General features: G+C 58.7%; 17 protein-coding genes. 10 read left to right on the forward strand and 7 right to left on the reverse strand.

Going from position 1 to position 20,093, the window contains the following annotated elements; translation table 11 throughout:
- Positions 1-259: 259 nt before the first annotated feature.
- Both speB and ACRESJ_RS29415 read right to left on the reverse strand, forming a co-directional pair.
- Positions 260-1,219: an agmatinase gene (speB, locus tag ACRESJ_RS29410; protein WP_431761018.1), complete on the reverse strand. Its 960-nt coding sequence runs from the start codon at positions 1,217-1,219 to the stop codon at positions 260-262.
- A 13-nt stretch (positions 1,220-1,232) separates the two neighbouring features.
- Complete coding sequence (locus ACRESJ_RS29415) at positions 1,233-2,327, reverse strand: polyamine ABC transporter substrate-binding protein (protein WP_431761019.1); 1,095 nt, start codon at positions 2,325-2,327, stop codon at positions 1,233-1,235.
- Between the two features lie 101 nt (positions 2,328-2,428).
- On the opposite strand from ACRESJ_RS29415, the gene ACRESJ_RS29420 reads away from it, so the two are divergent.
- Together ACRESJ_RS29420 and ACRESJ_RS29425 are read left to right on the forward strand one after the other, a co-directional pair.
- A complete protein-coding gene (locus ACRESJ_RS29420; RefSeq protein WP_431761020.1) occupies positions 2,429-3,322 on the forward strand; it encodes a LysR family transcriptional regulator in 894 nt (297 codons plus the stop codon).
- A gap of 208 nt (positions 3,323-3,530) precedes the next feature.
- Positions 3,531-4,964, forward strand: a complete 1,434-nt coding sequence (locus ACRESJ_RS29425; RefSeq protein ID WP_431761021.1) for a nucleobase:cation symporter-2 family protein — start codon at positions 3,531-3,533, stop codon at positions 4,962-4,964.
- Positions 4,965-5,055: 91 nt separating this feature from the next.
- Here ACRESJ_RS29425 and ACRESJ_RS29430 read toward each other — a convergent pair whose 3' ends face one another.
- Positions 5,056-5,979, reverse strand: a complete 924-nt coding sequence (locus ACRESJ_RS29430) for a carbon-nitrogen hydrolase family protein (protein WP_431761022.1) — start codon at positions 5,977-5,979, stop codon at positions 5,056-5,058.
- Positions 5,980-6,063: 84 nt separating this feature from the next.
- Here ACRESJ_RS29430 and ACRESJ_RS29435 point away from each other — a divergent pair, with 84 nt between their 5' ends.
- Complete coding sequence (locus tag ACRESJ_RS29435; protein ID WP_431761023.1) at positions 6,064-6,972, forward strand: LysR family transcriptional regulator; 909 nt, start codon at positions 6,064-6,066, stop codon at positions 6,970-6,972.
- A gap of 4 nt (positions 6,973-6,976) precedes the next feature.
- Here the strand turns inward: ACRESJ_RS29435 and ACRESJ_RS29440 are convergent, their stop codons facing one another.
- Positions 6,977-7,231: a hypothetical protein gene (locus tag ACRESJ_RS29440; RefSeq protein ID WP_431761024.1), complete on the reverse strand. Its 255-nt coding sequence runs from the start codon at positions 7,229-7,231 to the stop codon at positions 6,977-6,979.
- A gap of 163 nt (positions 7,232-7,394) precedes the next feature.
- Here ACRESJ_RS29440 and ACRESJ_RS29445 point away from each other — a divergent pair, with 163 nt between their 5' ends.
- Positions 7,395-7,712, forward strand: coding sequence for a DUF883 family protein (locus ACRESJ_RS29445; RefSeq protein ID WP_431761025.1), 318 nt, complete (start codon positions 7,395-7,397; stop codon positions 7,710-7,712).
- A gap of 133 nt (positions 7,713-7,845) precedes the next feature.
- Here the strand turns inward: ACRESJ_RS29445 and ACRESJ_RS29450 are convergent, their stop codons facing one another.
- Complete coding sequence (locus ACRESJ_RS29450; protein ID WP_431761026.1) at positions 7,846-8,883, reverse strand: Ldh family oxidoreductase; 1,038 nt, start codon at positions 8,881-8,883, stop codon at positions 7,846-7,848.
- Between the two features lie 219 nt (positions 8,884-9,102).
- Between ACRESJ_RS29450 and ACRESJ_RS29455 the strand changes: the two genes are divergently transcribed.
- Positions 9,103-13,920, forward strand: coding sequence for a dermonecrotic toxin domain-containing protein (locus ACRESJ_RS29455; protein WP_431761027.1), 4,818 nt, complete (start codon positions 9,103-9,105; stop codon positions 13,918-13,920).
- A 228-nt stretch (positions 13,921-14,148) separates the two neighbouring features.
- On the forward strand, positions 14,149-15,177 hold the full coding sequence (locus ACRESJ_RS29460) for a FecR family protein (protein ID WP_431761028.1): 1,029 nt from the start codon (positions 14,149-14,151) through the stop codon (positions 15,175-15,177).
- A 54-nt stretch (positions 15,178-15,231) separates the two neighbouring features.
- On the opposite strand, the gene ACRESJ_RS29465 is transcribed toward ACRESJ_RS29460, so the two are convergent.
- Entirely contained in the window at positions 15,232-17,577 is a 2,346-nt protein-coding gene (locus tag ACRESJ_RS29465; RefSeq protein ID WP_431761029.1) for an acylase, read from the reverse strand.
- A 248-nt stretch (positions 17,578-17,825) separates the two neighbouring features.
- Between ACRESJ_RS29465 and ACRESJ_RS29470 the strand changes: the two genes are divergently transcribed.
- Complete coding sequence (locus ACRESJ_RS29470) at positions 17,826-18,197, forward strand: fe2+ zn2+ uptake regulation protein (RefSeq protein ID WP_431761030.1); 372 nt, start codon at positions 17,826-17,828, stop codon at positions 18,195-18,197.
- Positions 18,198-18,223: 26 nt separating this feature from the next.
- Here the strand turns inward: ACRESJ_RS29470 and ACRESJ_RS29475 are convergent, their stop codons facing one another.
- Positions 18,224-18,412, reverse strand: coding sequence for a hypothetical protein (locus ACRESJ_RS29475; RefSeq protein ID WP_130907255.1), 189 nt, complete (start codon positions 18,410-18,412; stop codon positions 18,224-18,226).
- A 260-nt stretch (positions 18,413-18,672) separates the two neighbouring features.
- Between ACRESJ_RS29475 and ACRESJ_RS29480 the strand changes: the two genes are divergently transcribed.
- The 3 genes from ACRESJ_RS29480 to ACRESJ_RS29490 all read left to right on the forward strand — a co-directional run.
- Positions 18,673-19,119, forward strand: a complete 447-nt coding sequence (locus ACRESJ_RS29480) for a DUF411 domain-containing protein (protein ID WP_431761031.1) — start codon at positions 18,673-18,675, stop codon at positions 19,117-19,119.
- Positions 19,119-19,553 carry a YqaA family protein gene (locus ACRESJ_RS29485; RefSeq protein ID WP_431761032.1) on the forward strand — a complete coding sequence of 145 codons (435 nt, stop codon included), beginning with the start codon at positions 19,119-19,121 and terminating at the stop codon, positions 19,551-19,553. Before ACRESJ_RS29480 ends, ACRESJ_RS29485 begins: the two co-directional genes overlap by 1 nt.
- 85 nt (positions 19,554-19,638) lie before the next feature.
- A partial coding sequence (locus tag ACRESJ_RS29490) for an alpha/beta fold hydrolase (RefSeq protein WP_431761033.1) occupies positions 19,639-20,093 on the forward strand: 455 nt, incomplete at its 3' end.

The following is a 20,093-nucleotide window of genomic DNA, read 5'->3' on the forward strand; positions in this document are numbered from 1 at the left end:
CATGGTGCCTGACACGCCGCTTTCGCGGGCAAGCCATAATGCCAGTCAGTTAAGCGATGAAGGTCAACTGTAGGAGCGAGCTTGCTCGCGAAAAACGTTAACGATAACGCGGAAATTCTGAATGAACGCGGCGTCCTTAAGTTTTTTTTCGCGAGCAAGCTCGCTCCTACAAATGCCTTAACTGACTGGCATTAGGGCAAGCCACGCTCCTACAGTTGATCTTCGGCGGACACGGATTTTGGGTACGGCCTCGCACCTTTTACCGGTCAACCTTATGTTTGGCCGCATACAGGCACAGCATTTCCATCGCCAGCGTCGCCGCTGCCAGTGAGGTGATGTCCGCGCTGTCGTAGGCCGGGGCCACTTCCACCACATCCATGCCCACCAGGTTGATCCCGCGCAACCCGCCGAGGATTTCCAGCGCCTGCACGGTGCTCAAGCCACCGCATACCGGGGTTCCGGTGCCCGGCGCGAATGCCGGGTCGAGGCAATCGATGTCGAAAGTCAGGTACACCGGATGGTCACCGACCCGTGCCCGAATCGCCTCGACAATCGAATCGACTCCACGCCGATGCACCTGCCGCGCATCCAATACTTCAAAGCCTTGATGGTCGTCGTTGGTGGTGCGTAGACCGATCTGCACGGAGCGCGACGGATCGACCAATCCTTCCTTGGCCGCATGCCAGAACATGGTGCCGTGATCGATGCGCTTGCCCTCCTCGTCCGGCCAGGTATCGCTGTGAGCATCGAAGTGAATCAACGACAACGGACCGTGTTTACGGGCGTGAGCCTTGAGCAACGGATACGTGATGAAGTGATCGCCACCGAAGGTCAGCATCGCAGTGCCAGCGTTGAGGATGTGCTCGGCGTGGGCCTCGATGCATTCCGGCGTGGCTTGCGGCGAACCGTAGTCGAAGTCGCAATCGCCGAAGTCGACCACCGCCAGATGATCGAACGGGTCGAACGTCCAAGGCCAGTGACGCTCCCAGGCAATCCCGGTGGATGCGGCACGAATGCCACGCGGGCCAAAACGTGCGCCGGGGCGGTTACTGGTGGCGGTGTCGAACGGCACGCCACTGACCGCAACGTCGACGCCGCGCAGATCGCGACTGTAGCGACGACGCATGAAACTGGTGATGCCGGCATAGGTGCTTTCGGCGGCGGTTCCGTACAGGCTGTCACGGGTCAGGGCTTGGTCGTTCAGCATTGGGACGTCCATTGAGGGCTCCTTCTTATTGTTGGCGGCTACGGAAAGTGGTCCACACGCGGGTGCGCTGACGCATGTCCTTGAGGCTCATGCTGCGGTCGGCATAGAGCCGGTCACGAATATCGGCGGGTGGGTAGATGTCCGGGTCGGTTCGCACCGCTTCATCCACCAGCGGCGTGGCAGCCTGGTTAGCGGTGGCGAAGAACAAGGTATTGGTCAACGCCGCGACGGATTCGGGGCGCAACATGAATTCGATGAACTGGCGCGCGGCTTCGGGGTGCGGCGCATCCTTGGGAATCGCCAGGTTGTCCTGCCAGACAATCGTGCCTTCCTTGGGAATCCGGTAAGCGATTTCGAATGGCTTGTTGGCCTTGCGCGCCTGATCGGCGGCCATGCTGGCATCGCCGTTGTAGGCCAGTGCCAGGCAGACACTGCCGTTGGCCAGGTCATTGATCTGCCGGCCGCTGGCGACGTACAGCACTGAAGGCTGCAATTGATGGAGCAAGGCCTGGGCCGCCTCCAGATCGTCCTTGTTGGTGCTGTAGGGATCCTTGCCCAGATAGTGCAGTGCGAGGCCAATTACTTCTTGCGGTGAGTCAATGATCGCAATCCCGCAATCCTTGAGCTTGCTGGCGTACTCGGGCTTGAACAGCAGGTCCAGGCTGTTGAGTGGCACGTCCGGCAGGCGTTTTTGCACCGCCTCGACATTCATCCCCAACCCAAGGGTGCCCCAGGTGTAAGGCACACCGTAGCGGTTGCCGGGATCGACCGCGGCGAGTTTTTCCAGCAGGTCAGGATCAAGGTTCGCGTAACCCTTTAGGCCTTCATGGGGAATGGCTTGCAACGCCCCTGCCGCCAGGCCTCGGGCCAGCACACTGGATGACGGCACCACCACGTCATAGCCGCTGCCGCCGGTCAGCAGCTTGGTTTCCAGTACTTCCGGCGCATCGAAGGTGTCGTAGCGCACCTTGATGCCGGTTTCCTGCTCGAAACGCTGCAGGGTTTCAGGTGCCACGTAGTCGGCCCAACTGTAGAGGTTGATGACTTTTTCCTCGGCGTTGGCCGAGGCGGCCATCGCTAGGAACAGCGCGGATAAACACAGCTTGAATGAGGGAGCCATGACGAACACCTGACCATTGGAAGTGGTTGCAGGATGCATCGTCAGATACATTGGTGAAATATCACGTTTATTAACCTGACATTAGCAAGGAGTAATGCTTGATGCTCGGTCAACTCCACGACGTGGACCTTCAATTGCTGCGCCTGTTCGTCAGCGTGGTGGAGTGCGGTGGTTTCAGCGCCGCCCAGGGTGAACTGGGCTTGAGCCAGTCGAGCATCAGCCAGCAAATGGCCAAACTGGAGACCCGTCTCGGCTATCGGCTGTGCAGTCGTGGCAAGGGTGGCTTCAACGTCACGCCCAAGGGTGAGCAACTGCTCAGCGCCACTCGCAGCCTGTTTGAGTCCATCGAAGCCTTCCGCCATCAATCCAACGGCGTGGCTGGACGCCTGATCGGCGAGGTGCGCCTGGGGCTGTCCGAGGCACTGGATCGATCGGTACTGCAACGGGTGGCCGAGGCAATCCGGCGTTTTCGCGAGCGCGACGAATCGGTGCGCATCGAGCTGATGAGTGCAATGCCCGGCGAAATGGAGCGGTTACTGTTGCAGCAGCGGCTGGACCTGGCCATCGGGTATTTCTCGCAGATCCAAAGCGCCTTTGACTACCGAGAGCTTTTTACTGAAACCCAGCATCTGTATTGCGCCGAGGGCCATCCGCTCTTCACTGATGAGGCGCCGGATGATCTGGTGCTCCAGGCCTGCGACCGGGTCGATCACCCCTACCGCTTCCTGCGCAGCGATGAACCCTTTCAGGGCAAGTTGTGTTCGGCGCGGGCTGAACAGGTCGAAGGCACCCTCGCCTTTATTCTGTCCGGCAAGCACATCGGCTACCTGCCGGAGCACTTTGCCCGTGGCTGGGTGGACAAGGGTTTGCTGCGGGAGGTGCAGCGTGAAGGCATGAGTTTCGAGGTGGGCTTTCACCTGGCCCGGCATCGGGCGCAGGTGCCGGGGGATGCGCAGAGGGCATTCGAGGAGGATTTGTTGGCGGCGTTTGCGTGAATCCAGTGAAAGCTTTGTGGGAGCTAGCCTGCTAGCGATGACGGCGGCACATTCAACATCTTCTTTGAAGGTAAAGACTCTATCGCTAGCAGGCTAGCTCCCACAGGGATTGTGCCGGGACAGGGCTCACCGCTCGCCTCAAAATGGTCTTTCTGGCATCCTGCGCCTCCATTTTCTGACCCGGCCCGCCTCCCGGCACGCAATCACCATGACTTTCCCTGAAAAAGCCCCGCGTCACAACGACCTGATCTACGGCCTCAACGATCGCCCTCACCTGACGGCCACCGTGTTCGCCGCCCTGCAACACGTCTTGGCCAGTTTCGTCGGCATCATTACACCGACGTTGATCATGGGCAGCGCCCTGGGCCTGCAAAGCGAAATCCCTTACCTGATCAGCATGGCGCTGTTCGTCTCGGGCCTGGGTACCTTCGTTCAGGCGCGGCGCTTCGGGCCGATCGGTTCGGGGCTACTTTGCCTGCAAGGCACCAGTTTCTCGTTCATCAGCGTGATCCTCAGTGCCGGCTTCATGGTCAAGGCCCGGGGCGGCGGCACCGATGAAATCCTCTCGACGATCTTCGGCGTGTGCTTCTTCGCCGCCTTCATTGAAGTGGTGTTGAGTCAGTTCATCGGCAAGCTGCGCATGTTGATCACCCCGGTCGTGACCGGCACGATCATCACGCTCATGGGCTTGTCGTTGATCAAGGTCGCCATGACCGATATTGCAGGCGGCTTTGGTGCTCCAGACCTGGGTGCAGCAAGCCATCTGGGCCTGGCCGCGCTGGTGCTCGGCACCATCGTGGTGCTGAACCGGGTGGACGTGCCGTTCCTGCGCCTTGGCGCCATTGTCATCGGCCTGACGCTTGGCTATGTCGTCGCCTGGTCTATGGGCCAGGTCGATTTCGCCAGCCTGCCCTCCGTGCCGTTGATGAGTGTGCCGGTGCCGTTCAAGTATGGTTTCTCCTTCGACTGGGTGGCGTTCGTCCCGGTGGCGGTGATTTTCCTGGTGTCGCCGCTGGAAGCTGCCGGTGACCTGACGGCGAACTCGATGATTTCCCGGCAGCCGGTCAAAGGCCCGGTTTACATCCGCCGAATCAAATCCGGGTTGCTGGCCGACGGCCTCAACTCGGCCATGGCCGCGGTGTTCAACAGCATGCCAATGGTGACCTTCGCCCAGAATAACGGGGTGATTCAGCTCACCGGCGTGGCCAGCCGTTACGTAGCGTTTTTCATTGCCGGTCTGTTGGTGGTGCTGGGTCTGTTCCCGATGATTGGCGCCGTGCTGCAACTGATGCCCAAACCCGTGCTCGGTGGCGCTGAGCTGGTGATGTTCGGCACCGTCGCCGTGGCCGGGATCAAGATACTTGCCGAAGCGGGCCTGCATCGACGCAACATGTTGATCGTGGCGATTTCCATCGGCATGGGGCTGGGCGTGGCCGCCGTGCCGGAAGTCTTGCGTGAACTACCCAAGGCGCTGCACAACATTTTCGAATCGCCGATCACCGTCGGTGCGTTGTGCGCGATTGTGCTGAACATCTTCCTGCCGGAAGAATTCATCGAGCTGGAGGAGGACGATTTCGATCCTGAGGCGTCGATCCTGCAGGTCATGGAGAATCCGCAGACGACTGCGAACCCCTCACATTGAGCGTGGTCGCACACTAGAGCCGCCAAATATTGCTCATGGACGAGCGGTCGGCGGCTCGGCCCCTTCGCGAGCAAGCCCGCTACCACAGTGATTAACTGTTGAAGCGCACGCCCGGTTTAGCACGTTCATCCACGCTCAACTCAAACACGTCCGGGCGCGCGTAGTGCCCGACGACATCATAGTCATAGCGGGCCTTGACCAGATCGTCCGTGTCGATCTCAGCAGTCAGCAACCCAGGGCCATCACGCAGCGGCCCGGCCAGAACGTCGCCCATCGGCCCGACGATCACGCTGCCACCGGCAATCAACGGCCGATCCGCCGGCCAGTTGGCAATTTCCACACCCAAGGCCTGCGGCGAGTCCTGGACCTGACAGGCGCTGACGACAAAGCAGCGCCCCTCATGGGCGATATGACGCATGCTGACCTGCCACATCTCACGCTCGTCCACCGTCGGTGCGCACCATACCTCTACGCCTTTGGCATACATCGCCGTGCGCAGTAACGGCATCATGTTTTCCCAACACACCACCGCGCCGAGCCGTCCGACCTGGCTGTCGATCACCGGCAACGTCGATCCATCACCCTTGCCCCAAATCAACCGCTCGGTGCCGGTGGGCATCAACTTGCGATGCTTGCCGATCAACCCGGCCTGCGGATCGAAATACAACACCGTGCAATACAGCGTGCTGCCGGCCCGCTCGATGACGCCGATCACCAGATTCGCGCCGGTGCGTGCCGCCAGTCCGGCCAGGGCGTCGGTTTCCGCTCCGGGTACGTCGATGGCATTGGCGAAATAACGGGCAAAGGCTTCACGGCCCTCTGGCAGGCGGTAACCCAATTGCGTGCCAAACCCTTCACCCTTTGGATACCCGCCGAGCAACGCTTCAGGCATGACCACCAGCGCAGCGCCGGATTCGATGATCGCGTTTTCATAGGACAGTATCTGTTCCAGGGTCTGGGCTTTACCGCCGGGCAAGGCGCCGATTTGCAGTGCAGCAACAATGGACTTGGGCATCGCAGTTACTCCGTTCGCATCAGGTGTTGCTGATTCTCCGGCGGCACTGGATCATGAATAAAGCCCCATACACTGCTGAATGATATGAGCCAAATGAATATCGCTACCGTCGATCTCAACCTGTTGAAAGTCTTCGAAGCCCTGCACGAAGAATCCAGCGCCAGCCGGGCGGCGTTGCGCCTTGGCGTCACACAATCGGCGGTCAGCGCAGCCCTGCGTCGATTGCGCGAGGTGTATGGCGATCAACTGTTTGTGCGCACCGGTCGTGGCCTTGCGCCGACGCTCAAGGCCAATCAGCTCAAACCGGTGGTCAGTGATGCGCTCAACAAGTGCCGGCAAAGCCTGGCGATGGTCGACCCAAAGGCCAGTCATTACGAAGGGCGCTCGGTCAGTGTCGGCCTGTCGGATGATTTCGAGATTGCTTACGGGCGGCGGTTGATCGAAGAAATCACACTCAGGGCGCCGAAGCTGCGTTTGATATTTCGCCAGACCCACAGCCAGATCGTCGCCCAGGCCTTGATGGAGCGCAGCATCGACCTAGCGATCACCGCCGGTGGTTTCGCCGAACGTCTGCTCAGCCGTCAGGTGTTGGGAGAAGGTGATTATCTGTGTTTGGCTGACCCGCAGAGTCTGAGCCCGGGCCAGCACAGCATCAGTCTTGAGGAGTTTGTCGCCCGTGAGCACATTCTGGTGTCATCGGGTGGTTTTATCGGCATCACCGATGAAGGGCTGGCGGCGTTGGGGTTGAGTCGCCGCGTGTGCGCCTCGACCACCCATTTTGCGGCGCTGCCCTATTTGCTCAAGGGCAGCCAGGCGGTGGCGACCATTCCGGGTCATGCGGCCATGGGCATCGCGGCACTCAGTGGATTGGCCGTGCTGCCCTGCCCTCTGGCGCTGCCGCGCTACCCGATCGAATTGGGCTGGCGTACCAGCACCCAGCTCGATCCGGTGGTGCTGAAAGTGCGCGAGGCGATTGTCGCCTGTTTTGCGTAGCGGCTTATTTGCTGGCCGCCATCAGACGATTCACTTCACTGCGCACCATGTTCGAATACTCCGGCGGCGACATACCGTCCAGCTCGGCGCGAACCCACTCGGCCCACTTGCCTTTGCGCTTGGCGCGTTCGCCGAACAAGCGCGCTGCTTCGCCCTTGGCCTTGCCCAGATTGGTTTGCCAGAGCTCGAACAGACGGGATTTTTCGTCTTCAAGCGCCGCGCGCTCGGCAAGGGATTTATCGGCCAGATTGAAGCTCATGGGAATTTCCTGCTGCGTAAAATTGGCGACATCTTACACTGTAGGACGAAACGTCCTGCGCTGGATTTCCTCAGGATTGATCCGAGGCGGGAAATTGCTGCAACTTTTTCAATCGCAGCACACTCCATTGTTCACTGTTCACTCATCTGCAAGGAGTACTTCAATGGCCCGGAAAACCCCCGCACAAGCTGCCGAAGATCAAATCAAGGACCAAGTCTTCAGCGAGCTTCAGTCGCTGATCGACGAGTCGGAAAAACTACTGAACAGCAGCGCCTCGCTGGTTGGCGAGGAAGCGGAAACACTCCGTGGGCAGATTGCCCAGAAACTCCAGCAGGCCCGCAGCTCTGTAACCCGTGTGCGCGACCGTTCCTTGCCTGCGGTCGAAGCCACCGAAACCTACATCGGCGGTCATCCATGGCAAACCGTGGCGGTATCCGCCGGTTTTGGTCTTGTGGTGGGGTTGTTGCTGGGGCGGCGCTAATAACTCAACAATGAGATGCAATCCCCTGTAGGAGCTGCCGAAGGCTGCGATCTTTTGATGTTGCCTTTTTAAGATCTAAAGATCGCAGCCTCGTTGCACTCGACAGCCCCTACACGGCTCCTACACAGCGCAATTACCCCGCCAATTCCCGCAAACTCGCCAACGTCGCAGCATCCAGCTCGATCCCGGCTTTCAACGATTTGGCCCGCTGGTCATGGCGACGATCACCCGGCAAACGTTTAAGCCCCACGCCATGCATCTGCCGCACCAGCTCCTGGCTGCGCTGGGCAAAACTTTGCCCGGCCGCTTTGCTCGGGTCGATGACGATCAGCAGTTGACCGGTCCACGGTGTCTTTGCGCCAGGGTGATTGTTCCAGTCGAACTCGAAAGAAAAATTGCCCCCGGTCAGCGCCGCGGCCAACAGTTCCACCATCATCGACAACGCCGAACCCTTGTGCCCACCAAACGGCAGCAAGGCGCCGCCTTCGAGGATCGCTTTCGGATCCTGGGTTGGCTGGCCGAGGCCGTCCACACCCATGCCCGGCGGCAAGCGCTCGCCTTTGCGCGCGGCGATCTGCACATCGCCATGGGCAATGGCGCTGGTGGCCAGGTCGAAAACAATGGGATCGCCGTCGGCACGAGGCGCGGCAAACGCGATGGGGTTAGTGCCGAACAGCGGCCGATCAGCACCGTGAGGCACCACGCAGGTCATGCTGTTGACCACGCTCAGGGCCACCAGTCCTTCGTAGGCAAAGGGCTCAACGTCCGGCCAGAGCGCGGCGAAATGATGAGAATTACGGATGGCGAGCACCGCGATACCGGCACTGCGCGCCTTTTCCACCAGCAACGCCCGAGCGGCCGCGAGGGCCGGTTGCGCAAAACCGTTCCCGGCATCGACCCGAACAAAACCGGAGGCGACATCCTCGACCACCGGCACGGCCTTGCCGTTTACCCAGCCGCTCTGCAAGGTCGAAACATAACCGGGAATGCGAAACACCCCATGACTGTGCGCGCCATCGCGTTCGGCCCCGGCGCAGTTTTGCGCCAGGACCCGTGCGACGTCGGCTGAAGTGCCATGGCGCAGGAAAATCTTCTCAAGCAATGCCGTCAGCTCTTCGACGGACAGGTTTTGCGAGACAGCAGTAGACACATGATCGTGTGGCGCAGACATCTGAAGCTCCAGACTAATTATTGGAGGGGGCAACAGCGTACGTAGACCGCCGATTAACAACGCGAGACGAGTGACCTGTCAACCCTTCGATCATGCCTGTGTGCACGAGTAACAACCGCCCGTGCGTTAACTATCTACCACCTGTGTATTGGCAGCGACTTTTAACCTCGACGCTCCATCCATTGGCGTTCTGCGCCGTGCCTCGCTCGAGACTTGATCATGTCTACACCCCATGCTGCGCTTTTTTTCCCCAAAGCCCTGAACTCCCCCGGCCTATGGGCTGAACTGGGCAAAGTCCACGGACTGACGCAAAAGATTTTTGAATGGCTGAAAAACATCGAACTCGCCACTCAGACTTTGCGCAGTCAACAGAGCCCGCCCATGCTCGCCGAAAGAATCCTGGTCGGCATCACCGATCAGGAACCGGTGCCGCTGGCCGGCAGCTTTGTGTTGAGCCCTACTCCGGAGTCCGACGGGGTGATTGTTTACACCCCTTACGCCGGTATTCAGAAGTACTACAGTCGCACTGCGTTGACCGAACAGTTGGTCCAGCGATTGAAGGACGCAACGGAGGAAGACAACCTGCTCGCCTTCATGTCACTTGCCCGCCGCAAGGCACTGGCACAAGCCAGCCACATCAAAGTGACGTATCAGACAATCGACGGTGAGGTTTTCACCGATCAGAGCTCTGCCATCAGCGCGAACCTGCACCTGAACGAGCAGGCAATGATCGATGAGCTGACTGCGCTGCCGCCGCTTACTTCGCTGCTTGATACCGTACTGAGTGAATTGCTCAGGCCGAAGTTTGCGCAGCTTGATCAAAGCAAGACCCAAGTCAACTTCTATGCAACGACGTCCAGTCAGGATGCCAACCCCGCCCGACGCTGGATCAAATCCATGTCATTGAGCGCTGCGGTGTTGTTGTATTACCGCGATCAGCGCTGGCCGACTGATCAGCATCCACAGTTTTCCCATCCGCAAAGAGCCGCTGCAAGTATTGATCAGCAAAACTGGGAAGCCGCCGTCAAAACTGCGTCAACAAAACTGATCAGCCTGCTGTCCACGCAACTGGAGCAGTTCTGGAGCGGGCCAAGCGCCGACGGTGCATCACGACGGGAGTTCTTTGCCCGCGCCATTCGTGAGCAAGCGCGGGCAGAAATTCTGCTAAAGCGTGAAGCCGAGATCATCAGCCCTGAGCAAAGTGCTGTCTTGAACACGCTGATTGAGCCGGTTTCCAGCATGGCTCACCCTCCCACTCTGGAAACTGTGCGTTTGTCGGAATACCCGGCCAACTATGTCGAATTGGCAGGCTCGTTGATGGTCAGCCATACAAACGCCTGTCTCTACACCCCCACCCAAGGGCTACAGGTGCTCAAGGACTATCAGGATTTGAAAGACACCCTGTTGAGTAAATTCAGTGTCAGTGGGCACGAAGATGAACTTTACGGACTGCTGAGCCTGGACGAGCGCAACCGCTTCACAGGCTTCGATCAACCCCATGTCACCGGTGAAGTCATATCGGGGTCGATCTTCAAAAACCTGTTTGAAGCCATCATCGTCAAACAGCAACAGAACCTCGAATACGTTCTTCAGTTACTGCGTTTCAGCGATGAGGCCGTGAACATTCACGCCCTGTTCGACAAGGCTCTGGATGTGCGCTCAATGATCGGCGAGCGGTTGCTGGCACTGCGAGCCGCAGGACGCTGGAGTACCCGGCCCGTGTTGTCAGGCAGACAGCAACCATCGTTGGTTCTTGCTGATACCGCCGCCGCTTCCGTGAAGACGTTCAGGGATGTCGAATCATTGCTCAAAGCCGAGTTCACCGCTCAACCTATCACCTCATTGGCACTGCAACGGGTCTATCTGCAGAACAGGGAGGCGAAGCTGGCGCACGCCTTTTCCGTCGGCATTCGTGGGGAGGCGCGCCTGCGGGTTCTGGGATCGACAATGCGCGAAGGCGACCGGGCAATTGTCGACACGGTGTTCAACCCTGACCAACCGGATCGCAACAGTCGCCATGCACTTAACGGATTCCGGCCCGACGTTTACTCGCTGGCTCTAGAGCGCTCCGCTCAGATGGATGTCCTGCCGTTGGCCAGTTGCTTTGTGCTGACAGAACGCGGCGGACTCGACATCCAGCATTCGGGGCGAGCCCTGCTATGGACGCCGGCAACGGGCTTTGAAGCCTTCATAAACATCGACAGCGCAAAGCAGGAACTCAGAGGGCGCTTGCGGGACCCTCGCAAACGTCTGCTATTGCTGGAAAACCTGAGCCCCATACAGCGACAGTTTCACCAACGTTACTCGTTGGGTGCATTGCGGCTGATCGAAGGCAATGTTTTACAAAGGCTGATGCAATCGGCCATCGAGCATTTTCTGGCAGCCTGCGAACGCGTTCGCTCACTGAATCTCACCGATGCACAAAAAAACGACGCGTTGAAAAAACTTACCCAAACCGTGATCGACACCAATCTGGGGCGGGCCACGCAGCTTGCCCAGGCAATCACCAGGCAGCACTCCTTGCCTGCCTGGCTCGGTCTGGCGCCTGTCGAAGACCAGCAACAACACATCGAACTGCTGGAGCAATATCGCAACAATGTCAGCAATGACAAAGACTACCTCAGCGACCTGCCAACCCTGACTTCACACGTACATGACACGCTGACGACATTGTTGGGCAAGCGTTTCATCGGCACCACCCTTGACCCGGACGACATTGAAGTCATCCCCGATCTGGCCCTGGCCGGACCACCGCTCAGCCTGACCGAGTTTGCGCTCAATCATGTGAACATTGCCCAGGGCTCAGGATTCAGCGTCCGTTCGAAAACCACCACGGCGCTGCCGGCCGGTCTGGACCAAAGTGCTGTCCAAAAGCTCTTGTTGTCATTGGACATTCAAGAAGGTTTCGCCAAAAAAATAGTCGACAAATTGTCCGGGAGCAGTGACGAGGCCAATCGTCGACGCTTGCGCTATGTACAACAATTGCCCTGGCAACTGATGCAACATGCTCACGAACTGTATCTGCAACAACGGCTTTCCAGGGCGGCATTCGACTTGATCCAGCAAGTTTTGGACATGCCGGACGCCATCGCACGCGCAGCGGTGCAAGGTGCCCACGCCATTGTTCGTCCTTTGGCATTGATCAAGACAACAGGCGCCGCGGCCGTTACCGCGCTCGGGCTGTACCTGATCGGGCCTGGTGCCGGGCAACACGGTCCACTGGTGCTCTACGCGCCCTATCACACCGGATTGCTTTTCACTGAATTCGACAACGAAGCCAAACTGATTGCCGCCATCAACACGCCCGGGCCGTTGCAGGATCTGTTAATTCAACGCCTGCCGGAGGATCAACAGTCGGTGTTCCGTAACCTGTTCCAGTCCACCATCGGAAAACCCAGCGAATTCACCCTGGCCTCCGCCCCCGTGGACGGCAACCTGATGACCCGATTGTTCGACGACAACACCCGGCTGCTCAAGCACCTGCTGACCAGTCAGTCCAAGCCTGCGGCGCAATCGAACTGGGACGCGGCCAAAAACCTGTTCAGTTCTGGCATCAACTTCATCACCGGCCTGTTGCCGGGCAAACTGGCGTGCGCGCAGTTTCTGTGGCAAAGCTACAAAGACGCCAAGGCCTCCGCCGAGGCCCTGCAGGATCACCACTGGAAGCGGGCATTAAAGGAATTTATCGCCGGTGCCGCACAGTTGATCTCGTTGGGGCGCCTATCCCTTGAAAGCTCCGTTGAGTCTGAATCTGCATCAGTGCCTGACGATTCCGCACCTGTGGCGAACGTCCCGAGCGCACCACTGTGGTCGCAAATAAAGCCGACAGCGCCGATACGCACACTACAACAGCCTTTCGAGGCGCCGACCGTCGCGTTGAAAGATCTGACCAAGGACCCGGTAGACGAGATATACCTCGACCCGGTCAGTAAAAATCAATTCGCCCATGTCGCCGGAAAGGTCTACCGCGTCACTAAACCCGGTGCAGTGTGGACGCTGTTCAATGATGAACAGGAAGGGCCTTCCCTATTGCGATCACCGACCGAACAAATGGTGATCGATCCGGACTTGCATACCGTGCACTACGGAAAAGCTATGTCCAAGATGCACAACGCGTTTGCAATCGGCGAGGAAGTGAACCGGGTTTTGAATATTGAAGCCAGAGGCATGGAGCAAATCCGCGCCTTGCATCCGGCCAAGGCTCAGCAGATCGTGCAAGCAATCGACCTGGCACGTTTCTATGCCTTCAACAGCCTGCACAATCTGGCGCAGGCCCGACATCTTGTACCCGGCACACGTCTGGATAACTTCTTCAAAAGCTTTTTTGGTGTCGCCACTGTCAACTCGCAGCTCATCGAAAAAATCAAGAATGCCATCGTTCCTGTGTGCAATGCGCTGGTCGACCCTGACGAAGACTTGATGAATACCGAGCGCTTTATCGTCGGTTCCAACAAGCACCCAAATGCTAATTTAATTGCATTCGTCGTAGAAAAGGATGAGAGAAAACTCGTGCATTTCACCGAGAAGTTTTTCGACCAGCAACTTGATTGGTACAAGTCCTGCCTGACCGAAACGTTCGATGTTGACGCCCATAGCCAGGCTTCCACGCTGATTCACGAGTTTTCGCACCAGTTTTCCAATACGGTGGACATTGCTTCACTCGAAGCCCGACGCCCATTCGCCGATCTCATCGCGACCTTGATTCCCTATGCCAGGGCCATGAAACAAAGCCAGTTGGACTTTCAACGCACCGCATTGTCTGTGGCGACGCCACCACAAGAGCTTTTTACACGCTGGCATGGAGGGCTCAATGTCTGGATGGACCTCGACGCTTTAACCAACACACGTCACATAGGTAAGGAAATTCTAAAAATCACGGGCTGCGCCACCATGGCCGAGGCGCGAGCCGCGTTCCTTGATCCGCTGAACGCAGACGTGAGAATCAACACCATCTTGCGTAATGCCGACTCGATTGCGTTTCTGGTAGCCGAGATGGGCCGCCAACTGGATCCGGTTGCCGTGGTGCCGGCCCCCTAAAACCGAAGGCGGATGCGCAGGGTTTCGACGCTGCGCAATCTCACCAGCGCTATGGGGGGCATAGTGATTTTTTTGATCAATTTTTCACGTCGGATAGGGATACTGCTCGCCGGTGACCTACCGCACAGAGTTCACCGAAAAATAAGTACAGGTTGATGGGAAAATGCCATGACGGATGTTCTCGCAGACTGCCCTCAAGGTTAGAATGGCGGAAATCAGGATGAGTCAATGACCGACCACTCTCTCTCACAAGCCGAATTCGACGCCATCACCGATGCCGCAGCACACTGGTGCATGCGTTTGCACGCCGATGACTGCACTGCGCAGGAGCGCCTGGCGTTCGAGCAGTGGCTGGATACTCACCCGCTCCACGCGCTCGAATACGAGGCCATGCTGGAAATCTGGGATGTCGCCGGTGACTTGCCGCGTCACGAATCCGAGGTCATGAACGTTGACATGCCCGTTGTCGTGCCCATTGTGCCTGCAAAGCTGCGCACACCTTGGCGCACCTTTGGCATGGCGGCTGCCGTGTGCGCACTGGCACTGCCCCTGGCCGCCTACAGCGGCTGGAGCCTGGGATGGCTGCCCAATTCGTACCAGCATTTCGAGGCGAGCAGAAATGTTCGCCAGGTCACGTTGAATGACGGCAGCAAGGTCGAACTGAACCTGGGCACCGAGCTGACGTACAGCAACTACAAGGATCACCGCCGGGTCACCCTGAACAAAGGCGAAGCCTTCTTCAGCGTTGCCCACGACACCAGCCACCCGTTCATCGTCAAGGCGGCCGAGGGCAAGGTTCGGGTCACTGGCACCAGGTTCAACGTCTGGATGTATGAAGATCAGGTGAAGGTGAACCTGATTGAAGGTTCGGTGCTGGTCAGCAGCAATGATGACCTGCCGGGGGACGGCTTGAGGCTCGGCCCATCGATGCAGGCGAGCTATCGCCATGGTGATCTCATACCGCGGATCAGCCAGACCTACGACAACGACAACTCGCTGGCCTGGCTCAACGGCAAACTGGTACTCGATGACCTGGCACTCAGCGATGCACTGCCACTGATCAACCGTTATCTGGAAACACCGTTGATGGTCGCCGATAACAGCACTGGCGCCATCCGCATCGGTGGCATCTACAACATCAAGGAACTCAATACCCTGGTGACATCCTTGCCCAAGGTGCTGCCGGTGTATCTGACGCGCAACAAAGAGGGCAACCCGGTCCTCAACTCCATCCCCAAGCAACCCCCGAAAAGCTGAAAGGCCGCGCCCCTTGCGGGTGCGGCCTTCGTTCTTGCATAAATCCTCGCCTGTTTACTGTGCGGCCACCTTCCCGGCCTTTTCATCCTGCTCGCGAATGGTTTGAGCCTGGTACTGCGGATCGGCCTTGATCTGTTGCTCGGTGAACGGCAGCACACTCAATTGTTTCTGCGAGAATGCCAGGGTCTGGTCCCGTGAATACTTCGAGGACGGATCACTGGACAGCGAAAACGCCAGCAGCCCCTTGGCCTGCGGCCCCTGTTCATCGAAGGTCACGACCTGCAAGTAACTGGTGCCGCTGACCACTTCGCGTTTGCCGTCGGTGCGCGGCACGCTCTGGATAGCGTTATAGACGCCCAAGGTCCCCGGCCCACCGTGAATGGGCGTCTGCTGGCCGCCATTGCTGACCACCTGGATATCGCCCCAACGGCTGTCCTTCTTCAACCCTGCTGCATTGACCTGCTCTACCGAGGCCAGCATTGCCTGGCGTAGCGCTTGGGCCACCTCTGGGCGATCGATCGCCAGCCCGCGTGGCGTGTGCTGCGGGTCTTTCGGATCGAACGCCACGCGCCACACATCCGGTGCCTGCTCCAGAGGCTCCATGACATTCTGGAAATGTACGAAACCCAAACCACTGTCCAGATTCGCCTTGCGATCCCAGGCCTTGAGGCTGGCACACAGCGGCGCCAACGATCTCGCATCACTGCCAAGATCGTCCGCGCAAAATTGCATCAGGTCCGGCATCACTTGCACCGCCTGATACACCTGATCGTCCAGCACCATGTGTTGCAAGTCTGCCGCGCCCAATGGGCCGCCCTTGGCTAACGTGTTCAGTCGATCAAGCGCAAATCGCGAACGCAGGCCCAATGGCTGGCTGTCCTGGCTGATCAGCGGTGAATAACCGGTCAGAGGTTGTGCCGGATTGGCCATCCACGCTGAATCGTTGGAATGCTGCACAAAGTCCTTGCGCAGCAATTGCGGCAGTTTATCCGCGGCATAAATACCCTTTTGCGCGGCTTGCGGGTCAATGTCCCAGGCGCAAGCGCTGTTGGAGCCATCCAGAACGATCATCTGCAAGCCGATGCGCGGATCGCTGCACTGCGCCAGCTTCTCGGCGCTCACGTTCGGCACCACCGACAGGTTCATGTACAGCGTCTGCCCCTTGTCGTCCGCCGCCAGTGTATTGACCCACGGGATGCCTTGGATTTTGTGGACACTGGCCTGAAATTCTTCAAGGTTGCCGGCACGATTCATCGCGTACCACTGCGCCAACACCCGATCGTTTTCCAGGTTGGCATCGCGCAGGCTATACGCGAACTGATTGACCCAATCGAGTTTGCCGGGCCACTGCACGATCGGGCCGAATTGCGAGCTGTACACCTGACGTGAAATCGTTTTGAGCGAACCGTCCGGCTGCTTCACCTCGACCGTCAGCGTTTGCTTACTCATGGGCAACGACTTGCCGTCGAGCAAGTAACGGGTCGAATCCTTTGGGTCCAGTTGCAGGCGATACAGGGTGAAATGCTTGGACGAGTCCACGGTATGGGTCCAGGCCAGATGCTGGTTGAACCCGATGTTGATCAGCGGCAGGCCCGGTAGAGCGGCGCCCATCACGTCCAGCTTGCCGGGGATGGTCAAATGCATCTGATAAAAGCGCATTGCGCCGACCCACGGAAAATGCGGGTTGGCCAGTAGCATGCCGCGGCCATTGAAGGAGCGATCGCTGCCCACAGCCACCGCATTGCTGCCCCGGTCGAGGGCAAATCGTTGCATGCGCGAGGCGGCCAGTTGGTAGGACGCTTGATCGTCGGCGTGGGCGGTGACGGCAGCCGGCGGTGTCGCCCCCGCCAACGCTTCGGCAAATTGCCCTACGCCACCTTCGACCAACAGTCGACGGGTCAGCTTGACCAGGTCCGAGGCTGTGATATCCCGCACCCAGTCACCCTGGCACTGCGCCGGCAAACCCTGAGCCCGACGCTCGGCGAGGGAACGGTTATAGCCGGCCACATAGCCTTCCACCAGTTCACGCACTTGCGGGGTTTGCGCCTGCCAGAACCCGGCAACGGCCTCAGGCGTGTTCAACCAATTGAAAAACAGATCGCTGACCAGGTTTTCACGCTCTTCCACCGTAAACTGATCGGGGCCGAAATAGCGGGAACGTTGACCATTCACCGTGGCAATCTCATTGGCCAACAAACACAGGTTGTCCTGAGCGTAGGCATAGCCGATGCCATACCCAAGCCCGCGCTCGTTCTCGGCCCGAATGTGCGGCACGCCAAAACTGGTCCGACGGATATCAGCACTCGCCTGCTCAGCCTGGCCGCGTGCATTCGCCGCAAGACTCAGCCCCAGAAACAAACCCGCCAGGCTCAACCTGGTCAACTGGCTGGAAATAATCACACTCGCTCCTGATCGAAAAACGATGGTCACAGTTCTGCGTACTGACACGCACTGCGCATCCTTTTAGGGACGAAGCAAACGGCAAAAATTTAGGAGATTGAACAGCGATTCAAAGGCGCCCGACAGGCTGATCACGCAATCACGACGAAATTTCTACATCTAAGTCTTCATGATTTGCGTGACTCATACGTCTTGTTATGTAAGAGCGCCCAATTTTTCCTGATCAGGCTCTGAAAAGGAGTTTTGCAATGTACAACTCGCAAATACCAACGGACGGTATCAACGCGCCAACGGGCACCTCCATTGGGGTTGAAGTTTTCGACCAGCGTACTGAACGCCACGGCAATGAGCGGATTCGTTTCCTGCTAAAAAGCTTTGGCCTGCGAACCAGTCTGATTCGCCTGAAAGTCATCGATGCCCTGTTGTCGGCTGCCGAAAATGATCGCAGCCTGGGTGTGCGCGGCGTGCACAGCCACCTGCTGGAGCTGGATATTCCCCTGTCCTTTCTGAGTGTGCGCGAAGTGTTGAAACGGCTGTGCAGCGAAGGCGTGATTGTCCTCAATGCGGACAAAAGCTACAGCCTGGACCCGCGGGCCGCCGCCGTGCTGCACAGCGATTGATCAAGCCTGGCCTGGGGCCTTGCGGCTCAGGGCTTGACCTTGCGGCGCATCACGCCGTTGATGACGACCACGACCACCGCCACGCCAATGGCGATGTACTGGAACAGCTTTTCGCTGATGACCCCGGTGTTCTGCAAATACGAAAGGCCAAACATGATCCCCAGCACCACCAGGGAGATCAGAATCGAGTATTTCAAACGTTGCGACTGAGTCATTGGCACTTCCTGAATGTAAGCCTGAACCTGAAAATGTGTCCGCTTGGGCTGCAAACGGGGGCTCATGTTACAGCCCATGAAGAGTTTTAGCTTCAGTCCAGCTGACAATCTTGTCATGTTCCCCTCATCTGCCTGACAGCTCTGGTCTACGATAATCAGGCTGTCCGGCCTTGTAGCAATTTGAAACACACCTCGAATGAACGGCCGGTCAAATAAGCCAAAATACGCTCCTTTGCCCGCCATCCGAGACCTATCCCGTCATGCGAACCCACCTGCGTCTGGCTGCCTTGAGCGCCCTGTTCATTTCCTCCCTGGCCCAGGCCGCTGATCTGATCCCGATCGAGGTCCATCGCGATGCCCATTGCGGCTGCTGCAAAAAATGGATCACTCACCTGGAAAAAAACGGTTTCAAGGTTGAAGACCATGTCGAAGCCAACATGAGCGAATTCAAGCAACAACATGGCGTGCCACCGCGCCTGGCGTCCTGCCACACCGGCGTGATCAACGGCAAATTCGTCGAAGGCCATGTACCGGCAGATCAGGTGCTGGCCCTGAGCAAGCGTGATGACCTGCTGGGCGTGGCGGCCCCAGGCATGCCAATGGGTTCGCCCGGCATGGAAATGGACGGCATGAGCGATGCCTATCAAGTGATCGGCCTGAAAAAGGACGGCACTGATGTGGTGGTTGCGGACTACCCCGCCCATTGATGGGCGGTGCGTACCTCGGGCTGTTTTTCGCGGCATTCGGTGCCGCCTCGCTGTTGCCGTTGCAATCCGAAGCGGTGCTGGTGGGCCTGCTGCTCAGCGATCGGTACTGGCTCTGGGCACTGCTGGCCGTGGCAACGTTCGGCAATGTCCTGGGGTCGCTGCTCAACTGGTGGCTAGGTCGCGGAATCGAGCGGTTCCACGACCGGCGCTGGTTTCCGGTGAGCCCCCGGCACCTGGAAAAAGCCCGCCTGCATTACCAACGCTACGGCCACTGGTCATTGCTACTCAGTTGGCTGCCGGTCATCGGTGATCCGCTGACGCTGGTCGCCGGCGTCATGCGCGAGCCACTGGGGCGCTTCCTGCTGATCGTCACCTTGGCCAAAGGTGCCCGCTACGGCGTGCTGGCCTTGGCGACACTGGGCTGGATGGGTTGAACCTTCAACGGCAACGATTGCCTGTGTTTAATGCCGCCCTAATCGAACCGATCCAGCATGGGCGGATTTTCCATGGAGCTGTCCCATGCCGCGCCCTTTCTCCTGCTGGTTATCCGGCCTGTTGCTGACCGCCGCCCTGCCCGCCATCGCCCACGCCGACGTGCCGGAATATGGCCCGCAACTCCAGGGTTTCGAGTATCCGTACACCCTCAAGCACTTCGGCTTCGAATCCCAGGGCCAATCCCTGGAAATGGGTTACATGGACGTTGCCGCCCACGGCAAGGCCAATGGCCGCAGCGTGGTGCTGATGCACGGCAAGAATTTCTGCGGCGCGACCTGGGACACCTCGATCAAAGCCCTCAGCGACGCCGGCTATCGGGTCATCGCGCCGGACCAGATCGGCTTCTGCACCTCCAGCAAACCGGCGCACTATCAGTACAGCTTCCAGCAACTGGCGACGAACACCCAGCAATTGCTCAAGGCGCTGGGCATCCAGAAAGCCACCCTGCTGGGGCATTCCACCGGCGGCATGCTCGCCAC

The organism is Pseudomonas sp., from assembly GCF_050739655.1.
GTDB lineage: Bacteria > Pseudomonadota > Gammaproteobacteria > Pseudomonadales > Pseudomonadaceae > Aquipseudomonas.